Annotated in this window: 14 protein-coding genes; 11 read left to right on the top strand and 3 right to left on the bottom strand. The window is 63.7% G+C overall.

Annotated elements, in window-relative coordinates:
• A complete protein-coding gene (locus EV678_RS06615) occupies positions 1-417 on the top strand; it encodes an ExbD/TolR family protein (RefSeq protein ID WP_130458927.1) in 417 nt (138 codons plus the stop codon).
• 108 nt (positions 418-525) lie between these two features.
• Positions 526-921, top strand: coding sequence for a hypothetical protein (locus EV678_RS06610; protein ID WP_014238324.1), 396 nt, complete (start codon positions 526-528; stop codon positions 919-921).
• A 67-nt stretch (positions 922-988) separates the two neighbouring features.
• Here EV678_RS06610 and EV678_RS06605 read toward each other — a convergent pair whose 3' ends face one another.
• Genes EV678_RS06605 through EV678_RS06595 form a run of 3 tightly spaced genes read right to left on the bottom strand, consistent with a single transcriptional unit; the run spans position 989 to position 2,593 of the window.
• Positions 989-1,486: a copper chaperone PCu(A)C gene (locus EV678_RS06605; RefSeq protein ID WP_130458926.1), complete on the bottom strand. Its 498-nt coding sequence runs from the start codon at positions 1,484-1,486 to the stop codon at positions 989-991.
• Between the two features lie 25 nt (positions 1,487-1,511).
• Positions 1,512-2,108 (bottom strand): SCO family protein, encoded by a 597-nt coding sequence (locus EV678_RS06600; RefSeq protein WP_130458925.1) that lies wholly within the window; start codon positions 2,106-2,108, stop codon positions 1,512-1,514.
• A gap of 8 nt (positions 2,109-2,116) precedes the next feature.
• Complete coding sequence (locus EV678_RS06595) at positions 2,117-2,593, bottom strand: hypothetical protein (protein ID WP_014238321.1); 477 nt, start codon at positions 2,591-2,593, stop codon at positions 2,117-2,119.
• A 327-nt stretch (positions 2,594-2,920) separates the two neighbouring features.
• On the opposite strand from EV678_RS06595, the gene nosZ reads away from it, so the two are divergent.
• From nosZ to EV678_RS06550, 9 genes are all read left to right on the top strand, one after another.
• A complete protein-coding gene (nosZ, locus tag EV678_RS06590; RefSeq protein WP_130458924.1) occupies positions 2,921-5,218 on the top strand; it encodes a Sec-dependent nitrous-oxide reductase in 2,298 nt (765 codons plus the stop codon).
• 83 nt (positions 5,219-5,301) lie between these two features.
• The gene (locus EV678_RS06585; protein WP_014238319.1) at positions 5,302-5,613 is read left to right on the top strand and encodes a c-type cytochrome; all 312 of its coding nucleotides are present in this window, start codon (positions 5,302-5,304) and stop codon (positions 5,611-5,613) included.
• A 139-nt stretch (positions 5,614-5,752) separates the two neighbouring features.
• Entirely contained in the window at positions 5,753-6,484 is a 732-nt protein-coding gene (locus tag EV678_RS06580; RefSeq protein ID WP_014238318.1) for a c-type cytochrome, read from the top strand.
• A 189-nt stretch (positions 6,485-6,673) separates the two neighbouring features.
• The gene (locus tag EV678_RS06575) at positions 6,674-7,657 is read left to right on the top strand and encodes a hypothetical protein (protein WP_014238317.1); all 984 of its coding nucleotides are present in this window, start codon (positions 6,674-6,676) and stop codon (positions 7,655-7,657) included.
• The gene (nosD, locus tag EV678_RS06570; RefSeq protein WP_130458923.1) at positions 7,654-9,045 is read left to right on the top strand and encodes a nitrous oxide reductase family maturation protein NosD; all 1,392 of its coding nucleotides are present in this window, start codon (positions 7,654-7,656) and stop codon (positions 9,043-9,045) included. The genes EV678_RS06575 and nosD overlap by 4 nt, the downstream gene beginning before the upstream one ends.
• On the top strand, positions 9,042-9,914 hold the full coding sequence (locus EV678_RS06565; RefSeq protein WP_130458922.1) for a 4Fe-4S dicluster domain-containing protein: 873 nt from the start codon (positions 9,042-9,044) through the stop codon (positions 9,912-9,914). Before nosD ends, EV678_RS06565 begins: the two co-directional genes overlap by 4 nt.
• Before the next feature lies 1 nt (position 9,915).
• Positions 9,916-10,881, top strand: coding sequence for a NapH/MauN family ferredoxin-type protein (locus EV678_RS06560; protein ID WP_130458921.1), 966 nt, complete (start codon positions 9,916-9,918; stop codon positions 10,879-10,881).
• Between the two features lie 102 nt (positions 10,882-10,983).
• Entirely contained in the window at positions 10,984-11,853 is an 870-nt protein-coding gene (locus EV678_RS06555; RefSeq protein ID WP_014238313.1) for an ABC transporter ATP-binding protein, read from the top strand.
• Positions 11,850-12,284, top strand: coding sequence for a protein NosL (locus EV678_RS06550; RefSeq protein WP_130458920.1), 435 nt, complete (start codon positions 11,850-11,852; stop codon positions 12,282-12,284). The genes EV678_RS06555 and EV678_RS06550 overlap by 4 nt, the downstream gene beginning before the upstream one ends.
• Position 12,285: the final 1 nt, after the last annotated feature.

The following is a 12,285-nucleotide window of genomic DNA, read 5'->3' as shown; positions in this document are numbered from 1 at the left end:
ATGGCTTTCGGATCCTTCAACGAGGGCGGCAGCGCCCAGCCCATGGCCGAAATCAACACCACGCCCCTGGTGGACGTGATGCTGGTGCTTTTGGTGATCTTCATCATCACCGCGCCCCTGCTCAATCAGGCCGTGCCGGTGGATCTGCCCAAGGTCAGCGCCACCCAGGTGGAGCAGAAGCCCCAGGTGGTGCAACTGGCCCTGGACGGCAACAGCCAGGTCTTCATCAACGGCGAGGTCGTGGCCGGCGAAGCCCTGGCCACCCGCCTACAGGGCCTGGCCGGGCCGGAAACGGAACTGCACCTGCGGGCCGACCGCGGTACCCGCTACGAGAAGGTGGCGGAAGTGATGGCCACCGCCCAGCGGGTGGGTATCGCCAAGATCGCCTTCGTCACCGAGGAACCCGGCCGTCCCTGAGGTCGGGATTGTTCCGCCGGGGGCGGGAAAATCCCTCCTTGCGCTTGCCCCGCTTTTTTCCCACTATGAAACAGGTGGGCATCTGGGGATGGGCGAAAGGAGGCGGGCATGGATATGGATGGCCTGGTCAAGGCGCTGGAACTGCGTTTTGCCTGCACCTGCTGCGCCGACGGTTGCCGCCTGCGTTCCTACAGGGGGCACAGCCTGCTCTGCCTGACCTACGATACGCCCTGGGTGCCCCACACCTGGGAGGATTTCGTCCGCTTTGACGACGGCACCCGCCGCAACATGCTGGAATTCCTGCGCCTGGAACTGGGCATTTCGGAAAGCGTGGAGATTTCCATCGAACATGCGGCCCGGGCCCTGCGTCTGCGCTGGATGCCCGTCGGCACCTGCGGCGTCATGCAGGTGCCAGACCCGCCACTGTATTTCGAGCGCACCCAGCAACTGGACAAGTACCGCACCGACGAACACGTCATGGGGCGCAACTTCAGCCAGTTCTGAAGGCGCCGGCCAGCAAAGCAAAGGGACTCCCGCGGGAGTCCCTTTGCTTTGCTGCGTCCGGACAGGCTCAGTGCTTCATGGCGCCGTGGTTGTGTTGGCCCATGTCTTCCGGCTTGGCGGCGGGCACCTGGATCTTGCGTACCGGGGCTTCGATCTTGGTGGAGGAACCGTCGTCCAGCTTCAGGGTGATGGGCACCACGTCGCCTTCCTTCAGGTCCTGCTTGAGGCCGATCAGCATGACGTGCAGGCTGCCGGGCTGCAGTACGGCCTCGCCCTTGGCCTTGACCTCGATGTCGGCCACCGGGCGCATGCGCATGACGCCGTTGTCGTTGATGTGGTTGTGCAGTTCCACCACCTTGGAGACGGGGCTCTCGGCCTTCAGCACCTTGCGGTCGGCGTTGCCGCTGTTCTTGATGACCATGAAGGCGCCGGTGTTGGGGGTGCCGGTGGGAACCAGGCGCACATAGGGGTCTTCCACCTTGATCGGGCTGTCGGCCAGGGCCGGCAGGGCGAACAGGGCGGAACAGGCCAGGGCGGCGGAAATGAGGCGGCGGTGCAGTTGCATGGGGAACTCCTGTGGGTGAAGTCAGTTACTTGGGTTGGGGCAGCAGGCGCCGCATGGCGGCGGCCATGTCTTCCGGCGTCGTGCCGTGGGGCAGGGAGGCGGCCAGGCGGCCGTCGGGAGCCAGCAGGTAGACGAAAGAGGAGTGGTCCACCACATAGCCGCCTTCCGATTTGACCTCCTGCCGGCTGTAGCTGGCGCCGTAGGCGTGGGCAATGGCGGCTATTTCCGCCGGGGTGCCGGTCAGGCCCTTGAGCTTTGGGTGGAAAAAGACGGCGTAGTCCTTGAGGCGGGCCACGCTGTCCCGCTCCGGGTCCACGGAGATGAACAGGGGCTGGACCTGGGCCAGTTCCGCCGGCGTCAGCTTTTCCAGGGCGCTGCCGAGGGCCGCCAGGGAGGTGGGGCAGACGTCCGGGCAGTAGGTGTAACCGAAATAGAGGGCGACCACCTGACCGCGGAAGTTCTGGGTGGCAATACGGCCGTCAGCGCTGTCCAGGCTGAAATCGCCGCCGCTGGGCGGGGCGGCCAGGGTCAGGCCGCCGGGGGCTGGCGGGGTGTCGCGGGAACAGCCGGGCAGGCCCGGGATGGCCAGGGCCAGGATGGTGAGCAGGGCAATGAGGCGCATGGTGTCTTTCAGTGGCCTTCCGGGGCGGCCGACTCGAAGCGGAAGGGGACGGCGATATTCTTGCCGCCGCTACCGACCAGCACGGTGGCCTGCCAGATCATGGTGCCGGTGATGCAGACGGGCAGGTTGCCCTGCCCGACAAAGGTGCCGGCTTCCTTGGCGGCGGCCAGCAGGGGGCGGTTGTAGCCCATCTTCATGTCCACCCCGGCAAAATCCACCTCCACCTGGCTGGCCGGGATGCCGCTGACCCGGGCGCTCAGGGTCAGGGGCTTGAGGGCCGGCACCGGGCGGGGACTGATGCTGAATTCCACTTCGCCGCCTCCGGGCAGGGCCGCCCGGCAGGGGCCCCGGTTCAGGTCGCAGTCCGAGAGGGGGGCTGCCAGGTCGGTCTTGGGGGTGAGCAGGGGGGCCAGGGTGTAGCCGAGGCCGCCGAGGGCGATGACGGCGCCGAGGATGGCCAGGTCATAAATAATTTTTTTGGACATTCGTTGCTTCGGGGCTGGGGCAGGTAATGGGTACCGGTGTTGCGGAGGGCCGGCGGACCGCGGTAGGGCTTGGTGGACCGGGTGGCGGTGCCGCGAAGGCGCGTATTTCCTTGGCTATCCTGACACGATGGCGCCAAAGCCGCTACTGGCTTGGCGATGGGCTCGATTCTCAACCCCGAGCCATTTCCCCAATTTAACCTGCATCAAAGTTTAGAAGTGTGGCGGCGCCGATGATGTGCGACATATTGCCGCATAGTAGGTGCGCACCCTATGGTGCCTAGGGCAATAGCAGAGAAATTTCCTTTATTTATCAACGGGAGAGTCAAAATGAAGACTCGTATGAAGCAGACCGTCGCCGCGCTGGTTGCAGCCGGTATCGGTTTCGCGGCAGCGGGGGCTGCCACGGCAGCAGAGTCCCTGCAGGACGTGATGAAACGTCGCAGCCTGTCCCAGCAGGACCTGCTGGCAGCGGCCAAGACCTACGTTCCCACCGGTAAGCGTGATGAATTCGTCGCCTTCTCCTCCGGCGGTCAGTCCGGTCAGGTGATCGTGTATGGCATTCCGTCCATGCGCATCCTCAAGTACATCGGCGTGTTTACCCCCGAACCCTGGCAGGGCTACGGCTACGACGAGAACTCCAAGGCCGTGCTGAACCAGGGTATGATCGACGGCAAGCAGATCACCTGGGGCGACACCCACCACCCGGCCATCTCCGAAACCGATGGCAAGTACGACGGCCAGTTCCTCTTCATCAACGACAAGGCCAATCCCCGTCTGGCAGTGATCGACCTGCGCGACTTCGAGACCAAGCAGATCGTGGTCAACCCGATCTTCAAGTCCGAACACGGCGGCGCCTTCGTCACCCCGAACACCGACTACGTCATCGAGGCTGCCCAGTACGCTTCCCCGCTGGAAAACAAGAAGTTCTACCCCCTCGAAGAGTTCAACGAGAAGTACCGCGGCGGCGTCACCTACTGGAAGTTTGACCGCAAAGAAGGCCGCATCGATCCTAAGCAGTCCTTCTCCCTCGAACTGCCCCCCTACAGCCAGGATTTGTCCGACGCTGGCAAGGGTCCGTCCGACGGCTGGTCCTTCACCAACTCCTTCTGCTCCGAGCGCTATGTGGGCGGTATCGAGAAGGGTCGTCCTCCCTATGAAGCCGGCTGTTCCGCCAAGGACACCGACTATCTGCACGTGATCAACTGGAAGAAGGCTGCCGAACTGGTCGCCAAGGGCATGGCCAAGAAGATCAACGGCCACAACGTCCTGGCAATCGAAACTGCCGTCAAGGAAGGCGTGCTGTTCCTGATTCCGGAACCCAAGTCTCCCCACGGCGTCGACGTGACCCCGGACGGCAAGTTCATCACCGTTGCCGGCAAGCTCGACACCCACGTGTCCGTGTATTCCTTCGACAAGATCCAGGCCGCCATCAAGGCCGGCAAGTTCGAGTCCAAGGACGCCTACGGCATCCCCGTGATCGCCATGAAGGACGCGCTGCACACCCAGGTGCAACTGGGCCTAGGCCCCCTGCACACCCAGTACGACTCCAAGCAGTGTCTGGCCTACACCTCCCTGTACGTGGATTCCCAGGTGGTGAAGTGGAACTTCTGTGAAGGCAAGGTTCTCGACAAAATCAGCGTGCACTACAACATCGGTCACCTGATGACCATGGAAGGTGACTCCGCCGATCCCAAGGGCCGTTACCTGGTGGCGCTGAACAAGCTGTCCATCGACCGCTTCGTGCCCGTCGGTCCCCTGCACCCGCAGAACCACCAGCTGATCGACATCAGCAACGACAAGATGCAGCTCCTGTACGACATGCCCCTGCCGCTGGGCGAGCCGCACTACGTTGTCGCCATCGATGCCGCCAAGCTGAAGCCCGGCGTCCGCTACAAGGTGGGTACCGACTCCCGCACCGACAAGCCGCACCCCGGCGCCGTCCGTGCCGGCGAGGAAGTCACCACCAAGAAGGGCAACAAGATCGAGGTCAAGGGTACCCTGATCCGTTCCCACATCACCCCGGAAACCATCGAGGCTGAAGTGGGCGACGAAGTCACCATCCACCTGACCAACCTCGAACGTGCCCAGGACGAGACCCACGGCTTCACCGTCTCCACCTACAACGTCCACGCTTCCGTCGAGCCGGGCAAGACCGTCACGGTCAAGTTCAAGGCCGACAAGGAAGGCGTCTATCCCTACTACTGCACCGAGTTCTGCTCCGCGCTGCACCTGGAAATGCAGGGCTACCTCCTGGTCAAGCCGAAGGGCTGGAAGGCGACCAAGACCGCCGGTGCCGAGAAGGCGATCTACAGCGAAGACGACTACAAGAAGCAGCTGAAGAAGGTGGCCGATACCCAGGCCGTCATCGATCAGGTGGTCGGCTACATCACCTCCGTGAATTACAAAGACTTCCCGGATGTGGTGAACATGATGGACGACGCCGTCGATCAGCTGAACAAGATCAAGGACGCCAAGGCCAAGCATGAAGACGCCGCCAAGAAGAAGGACTGGAACCAGGCCACCCTGTGGGCCGAGCAAGTCTGGCAGTACCAGGTGAAGGCAGCCGACCTCGGCCTGCGCGCCAAGACCTATCTGGAACAGAACGGCGCCAAGAAGGTGAAGTAATCCGCCGGATTTGATTCAGGTAATAGTTGTTGAACGCGGGGAGCATCACCATGCTCCCCGTTTTCTTATGAAAGGGAATACCCATGAAAAAACTGGTGCTTTTCACCGCCCTGGCCGCCGCTGTGGCCGCCCCCGCCTTTGCTGCCGACGGCGCCAAGCTGTTTGCCGAGAAGACCTGCAATGCCTGTCACGGTGCCGAAGGCAAGAAGCCCCTGATGCCCAACTACCCGAAGCTGGCCGGCCAGAACGCCGCCTACGCCGAGCAGCAGATGAAGGACATCAAGAGCGGCGCCCGCAACAACGGCCAGACTGCCGCCATGAAGGGCGTCATGCACCTGGTCAATGACGAAGAAATCAAGGCGCTGGCCGACTACCTGTCCAAGGTCAAGCCCTGATCCAAATCCCCGGAGGACGGCGGTGCGGCTAGCTTGCCGACCGGCGTCTTTTTTTCGGATTGACCCGCATCAAATACAGGCCCCGCCGGGCCCGACTAACATTAGTACATAGCAATTTTCTCTCTGTAAGGGGATTCAAATGAAAAAGCTGATCATCGCCGCCTCCCTTTCCCTCATCGCCCTGGGGGTGGCCCATGCCGGTCCGCCGGCTCCCCACCAAGGCGGTATCGAGTCGAAGGACTACAAGTGGAATGCCCAGGAGGGCGAGAAGATCGAAGCCCTGAAGCTCAAGGGCGACAAGAAGCGCGGCCAGGAAGCCTACGAGGTCTGCGGCGCCTGTCACCTGCCTTCCGGTGCCGGCCGTCCCGATGGCACCTTCCCCCAGCTCGCCGGCCAGCACACCACCGTGCTGATCAAGCAGATGGCCGACATCCGTGCCGGTCTGCGCGACAACCCCACCATGTACCCCTTCGCCGCCACCCTGACCGATCCCCAGGAACTGGCTGATGTGGCCTCCTACATTGAAGGTCTGTGCATCCCCACCGATCACGGCAAGTACGAAGGTGCCGATGCCTCCCTGCAGATCGCCAAGGGCAAGGAACTGTACGAGAAGGAATGCCTGGAGTGCCACGGCAAGAACGGCGAAGGCGTCAAGGACAAGTTCTACCCCGTGATCGCCGGCCAGCACTACAAGTACCTGCTGCGCCAGATGACCGAGATCCGCGACGGCCACCGCCGTAACGCCAACCCGGACATGGTGAAGATCATCAAGAAGTACAACAACGAACAGCTGGTGGCCATCTCCGCCTACCAGTCCAGCATGACCATGCCCGGCTCCATGTGTGCAGCCAAGCCTGGCAAGAAGAAGTAAGCTTGCAACACTCTGGGCCTCCCCGCAGGGAGGCCCCGGATGAGGGGGAGGCCCGATCCTCCCTCCATCCACCCCTCTCCCGGGGAGAGGGCCTCCGGCGGTTCAGGGAAGGCCGGTCAAAAATAACTAGCACTACCATCCTGCGGCCGTCGCCGGTAAGCGGGGCTGCTTTTCGAGAGACAGCAGAACATGGATACCCAAACCAAACAGACTCGCCTGGTCCAGGGACTGACCCTGATCGCCCTGGTGGCCATGGTGGCCGCCTATTTCGCCCCCATCTGGTGGGTCTCCCTGACGGCGCCGAACTACCCCAAGGACGCCTTTCCTGACGGCATCCGCATCCACTTCCATTTCGATGGCGTCTACAACGGCTGCAAGGCGGCCGGGGTCGGCACCCGCATGGCCAACGAAATCATCCAGCAGGACCTGGATGAAAACACCGAACGCTACAACCCCATCCTGGATGCCAAGAAGGATGTGAACAAGGGGGCCCAGGGCCTGGACTGCGTCCACGAGATGAACACCATCAACCACTACGTGGGCATGTTCCCCATCGCCACCGGTGCACCGGTGGAGAAGCCCCTGGCCAAGTTCTTCTTCGGCTTCTTCGCCGTCATGCTGGCCGGCTTCATGGTGACCAAGCGCAAGACCCGCATCCTGGTCCTGTCCGCCGGCTTTGCCGCCGTTGCCGCCTGGATGCTGGTGGACCAGTACGTGCTCGGCCATCTGGCCAGCCACGTCGAAGCCTACGTCCAGGAGGCCGGCACTTTCTTCAAGGAACCGGAGAAGATCAAGGCCTGGGGCGATAACGTCACCCTCATCAGCCACATCGTCATCGTCGGCCTGATCCTGGTCATGGGCATCGTCGTCGCCGGCGTTGCCAAGGTGCGCAATTTCAGCCTGCTGCTGGCCCTGGTGCCGGCCCTGCTGCCCCTCTTCTTCGTCGTCACCTACGCCGCCTGGCTGTGGTTCTTCGGCCACAACCTGCACCCCTGGGGCGCCTTCACGGTGAAGCCCTTCATGCCCACCGTCTTCGGCGAAGGCAAGGTGGCCCAGTTCTCCACCTACTCCTATCCCTACTGGGGTTACGGCCTGCTGGTGCTGATGTTCCTCAGCCTCATGCCGGCCCTGCTGATCCGGCGCAAGCAGGTGCGCGAGGGGGCTGCCGAGTGAGACGCCTGCTTGCAGTCGCCGCCTCGCCGTTGCTGGTGTGGGCGGCGGTAAGCGTTGCCGTGGGAGACCCGGATTACGCCCTGCGGGCCCTCGGCGCCGCCACCGATACGCCGGCAGCCGCATCCAGTGCGGATGACGGCATGGGCAAGCCTGCCGGCAGCGCCTGGGGCGCCTCCGGCGAGAAGGTGCCCCTGCCCACGGCGCCGGCGGTGGCCGGCATTCCCTGGTTCCAGGACCTGGTCAATCAGGCTCCCGAAGGCTCGGTGCTGAAGGTGCCGGCCGGCAGCTATTCCGGTCCGGTGGTGGTGAACAAGCCCCTGACCATCGAGGCCCAGGGCCAGGTCATCATCGACGGCGGCGGCAAGGGCACGGTGTTCGTCCTGGATACCAGCGGTGCCGTGCTGCGCGGCGTGCATCTGACCAACTCCGGCGGTTCCCACGACAGCGACGATGCCTGTCTCAATGTGCGCGGCGACCGCAACGTGGTCGACCAGGTACGCATCACCAACTGTCTTTTCGGCATCGACCTGAAGCAGTCCAACGACAACAAGCTGACCCGCAACTACATCCGCTCCAAGCCCTTCGACCTGGGCCTGCGGGGCGACGGCGTGCGCCTCTGGTACAGCAAGAACAACCTGCTGGAAGGCAATGAAATCGAGGATTCCCGGGACATGGTGGCCTGGTATTCCGACCATAACGTCTTCCGCAACAACGTCAGCCGGCGCAGCCGCTATTCCATCCACTTCATGTTCGCCCACGAGAACACGGTGGAGGGCAACCGCTTCTACGACAACGCCGTCGGCGTGTATCTCATGTACACCAACGGCGCCTACATCCGCAACAACACCATCTCCCATGCCACCGGCGCCACCGGCATGGCCGTGGGCCTGAAGGAGGCCAGCAACACGGTCATCGAGGGCAACGAAATCCTCTACTGCTCCACCGGCATCGGCACCGACCTGTCACCCTTCGAGCCCGGCTCCAAGACCGAGGTGCGCAAGAACCGCTTCGCCTTCAACGGCATTGCCGTCAGCTTCGTCTCCGACCGGGAGGGCAGCGTCTTCGAGAGCAATGTCTTCGAGGGCAACCTGGCCGACGTGGCCGTGGCCGGGGGTGGCGGTGCCGCCCATAACCGCTGGCACGGCAACTACTGGGACGGTTACCAGGGCTTCGACCGCAACAACGATGGCATCGGCGACACGCCCTACGAGGATTACGCCTACGCCGACCGCCTGTGGATGGAAGTGCCCTTCGCCCTCTTTTTCAAGAGCGCCCCCATGATGGAATCACTGGATTTCCTCGAGCGCCTGGCACCCTTTTCCGACCCCGTGCTGATGGTGCGGGACGAAGCCCCGGTGTTCAAGAATCCCCGGAGGAAAGCACCATGAGTGACAACAACCCGGAATCCGATGCACCTGCCGGCAAGGCGACCAAGCCCGCCGGTTCCGCCAAGCAGCGCACTGCCCGGCGCCGCTTCATCCGCAGCTCCCTCCTGACCGGCGGCATCGTCGGCCTGGCCCTGCTGGGCTACCTGCCCGTGGCCCGGGCCAGCCGCACCCGCCTGCGCCCACCCGGCGCCCTGGACGAAAAGGACTTTCTCGCCTCCTGCATCAAGTGCGGCCAGTGTGTCCAGGTCTGCCCGGTGCAGGCCATCAAGCTGGGCGACCTGACGGACGGTTACGGCATCGGCGTGCCCCACATCGACGCCCGGGAGCAGGCCTGCGACTTTTCCTGCGATGCCGGCCAGTGCATCCTGGCCTGTCCCACCGGCGCCCTCACCTACGACAAGCCCGGTTTTCTCGCGGTACGGCGCGGTGCCCACCTGGCCCGCCTGCCCATCCTCAAAGCCAAGGAAAAGGACCCGGAACCCACCCTCAATCTCAAGGAACGCATGGGCCTGGCCCGCCTGGCCCAACCCCAGATCTGTCTGGCGGCCCAGGGGCAGGGCTTCAAGGGACAAGCCCGGGGTGCCGGCTTCAAGGGCACCATGCGCTACATGGATGTGGACCGCTGGAAACCCATTCCGGTGGCGGACCATCCCTACGAGCGGGAACTGTGCGACCTGTGCGTCACCGAATGCCCGATCAAGGACGCCATCCGCCTCAAGTTCGTGGACAACGGCGACGGCGTCAAACGGGCGGTGCCGGAAGTCCTGGAACAATGCGTCGGCTGCGGCGTCTGCGAAATGATCTGCCCCGTGGAAGCGGGCGGCATGGCCGCCATCGTGGTGGACGAACGCAAGACCTGGGAGGCCTGAAATGAAAAGCTTCAAGGAAAAGCTCCTGGTCATGCTCGGCCGGGAGTCGCAAAAACCCGCCACCTACAGTCCGGAGGCGGAACAGATTCACAAGCTGAAGCGCCTCAACAAGGCCGACTTCGAGGCCATGAAGCAGCACACCCGGGAGCACCAGCTGCTGCAGCACAAGTGGCGCAACCGTCGCTGGGCCGTGCTCATCGCCGTGAACCTGCTCTTCGTCCTCTCCTTCTGGCTGGACATCCAGATGCTGGAAGGGGCCCTCACCGCTTCCCGCTTCGTCGGCTTCCACCTGATCGACCTCAATTCCGCCCTGCAGGTGATGCTGGCCCACAAGCACATCATCGTGAACCTGCTGATCGGCACCGCCACCGTGTTCTTCCTCTGGGTGTTGCTGGGGGGGCGCACCTTCTGTTCCTGGGTCTGTCCCTACCACCTGGTGGCGGAATGGTTCGAGGCCCTGCACCTGAAACTGGTGGAGAAGAAGTGGGTCACCGACCATGAGTTCCACCGGGGCACCCGCACCGTGTTCTGGGTGCTGTTTTCCCTGCTGGCCATCGTCACCGGCTATACCGTGTTCGAGACCCTGTCCCCCACCGGCATCCTGTCCCGGGCCCTGATCTACGGTCCCAGCCTGGCCCTGGCCTGGGTCTTCCTGCTGCTCATGTTCGAGGTGTTCTACTCGCGCCGGGCCTGGTGCCGATATGTTTGTCCCATCGGCCTGACCTACGGTATGGTGGGCACCGTGTCGCCCCTGCGCATCGTCTATCGCCTGGACAAGTGTTTCCACGAAGGCGATTGCCGCAAGGTCTGCCTGGTACCCCACGTCCTCGACGTGGTTATCAAGGGCCGGGCCGAGGAGGCGGTGATGTCCATTGGCCCCGACTGCACCCGTTGCGGCCTGTGCGTGGACACCTGCCCCAGCGGCGCCCTGACCTACGGGGTCAAGGGTCTGGACAAACTGCTTTAGGCAAAATGGAGCCGAAGGGGATAAATATCAAAGCGCCGCAGCCCGGGCTTTGGCATCCTGCGGCTTTGCTCCTGTAACGCTTTGCGAGAAATCTCCTTTCCCATGATCCGTTTCGACAACGTCAGCAAGATCTTCAAGAAGGCCCAGGTGCTGGCCGGGGTCAGCCTGGACATCCAGCTGGGCGAGCGCATCGCCCTGATCGGTTCCAACGGTGCCGGCAAGACCACCCTGATCCGCTGCCTGCTGGGGGAATACACCTACGGCGGCGAGGTCAGCATCGACGGCAAGGCGCCACGGACCCACCGGGCCGACGTGCTGGGCAAGGTGGGCTTTGTGCCCCAGCTGCCGCCGCCCCTGAAAATGCCCGTGGGCCAGCTGGTGACTTTCGCCGCTGCCGTGTGCAAGTCCGATCCCCGGCGCATCCACGCCATCGCCGACCGCCTCGGCCTGGACGTGGACGCCATCGCCGCCCGTCCCTTCAACCGCCTTTCCGGCGGCATGAAGCAGAAGCTGCTGATCGCCATCGCCCTGGGGCGCGACACCCAGGTGCTGGTGATGGACGAACCGGCCGCCAACCTGGACCCGGAAGCCCGCCACATCTTCTTCCAGCTCCTGGCCGAGCGCCAGGACAACTGCACCATGATCATTTCCAGCCACCGTCTCGACGAGGTGGCGGCCCTGGTGAACCGGGTGATCGAGATGGACATGGGCAAGGTGGTGCTGGACGACCGGGTGGCCGACGATTCCGGCATGGATACCCTGCTCGACTGCCATGTGGATCTGCGCCGGGCCGACCCGGCCATAGCCAAGGCCCTGGAAGGCTGGGGCTTCGCCGCCCGCAACGAGGGCCTCTCCTGGCACGGCCAGGTGGCCGGCCCGGACCGCCTGCGCTTCCTCGGCATGGTGTCGCGCTACGTCGGCCTGCTGACCCGCATCGACATGCAGGAGGTCACGGGAGTGACCCTGCAATGAAGCGCCGCACCTTCCTCTTCTCGGTGCCGGCCGGCGTTTTCGTCTCCCTCGCCGGCTGCGGCGGCCAGCCCAGCAGCGGCCCGGTGGAAATCAAGTGGGACCGGGACGGCTGCACCCGCTGCGGCATGGCCATCAGTGACAAGGCCTACGCGGCCCAGATCCGCGATCCCCACAGCAAGAAGGTCTACAAGTTCGACGATTTCGGCTGCGCCATTTTCTGGAGCGAGCACCAGCCCTGGTCGTCGGACCCGCGCATGGAATTCTGGATCGCCGATTCCCGCGACGGCCGCTGGCTCGACGCACGCAAGGCCTATTACGTGAGCGGCAAGCGCACTCCCATGGCCTACGGCTTCGGTGCCGTGGCCGACAAGGTGGAGGGCAGCATCGGCTTCGACGAAGCGAAGAAGCAGGTCCTCGCCAAAGGCAAATAAA

This window comes from Azospira oryzae, assembly GCF_004217225.1.
GTDB lineage: Bacteria > Pseudomonadota > Gammaproteobacteria > Burkholderiales > Rhodocyclaceae > Azospira > Azospira oryzae.
This window is presented reverse-complemented; position numbering and strand designations above follow the sequence as displayed.

Bases quoted from the DNA above. Each gene is read 5' to 3' on its own strand.
- EV678_RS06615 (WP_130458927.1), top strand. From the start codon at position 1: ATGGCTTTCGGATCCTTCAACGAGGGCGGCAGCGCCCAGCCCATGGCC.
- EV678_RS06610 (WP_014238324.1), top strand. From the start codon at position 526: ATGGATATGGATGGCCTGGTCAAGGCGCTGGAACTGCGTTTTGCCTGC.
- EV678_RS06605 (WP_130458926.1), bottom strand. From the start codon at position 1,486: ATGCAACTGCACCGCCGCCTCATTTCCGCCGCCCTGGCCTGTTCCGCC.
- EV678_RS06600 (WP_130458925.1), bottom strand. From the start codon at position 2,108: ATGCGCCTCATTGCCCTGCTCACCATCCTGGCCCTGGCCATCCCGGGC.
- EV678_RS06595 (WP_014238321.1), bottom strand. From the start codon at position 2,593: ATGTCCAAAAAAATTATTTATGACCTGGCCATCCTCGGCGCCGTCATC.
- nosZ (WP_130458924.1), top strand. From the start codon at position 2,921: ATGAAGACTCGTATGAAGCAGACCGTCGCCGCGCTGGTTGCAGCCGGT.
- EV678_RS06585 (WP_014238319.1), top strand. From the start codon at position 5,302: ATGAAAAAACTGGTGCTTTTCACCGCCCTGGCCGCCGCTGTGGCCGCC.
- EV678_RS06580 (WP_014238318.1), top strand. From the start codon at position 5,753: ATGAAAAAGCTGATCATCGCCGCCTCCCTTTCCCTCATCGCCCTGGGG.
- EV678_RS06575 (WP_014238317.1), top strand. From the start codon at position 6,674: ATGGATACCCAAACCAAACAGACTCGCCTGGTCCAGGGACTGACCCTG.
- EV678_RS06565 (WP_130458922.1), top strand. From the start codon at position 9,042: ATGAGTGACAACAACCCGGAATCCGATGCACCTGCCGGCAAGGCGACC.
- EV678_RS06560 (WP_130458921.1), top strand. From the start codon at position 9,916: ATGAAAAGCTTCAAGGAAAAGCTCCTGGTCATGCTCGGCCGGGAGTCG.
- EV678_RS06555 (WP_014238313.1), top strand. From the start codon at position 10,984: ATGATCCGTTTCGACAACGTCAGCAAGATCTTCAAGAAGGCCCAGGTG.
- EV678_RS06550 (WP_130458920.1), top strand. From the start codon at position 11,850: ATGAAGCGCCGCACCTTCCTCTTCTCGGTGCCGGCCGGCGTTTTCGTC.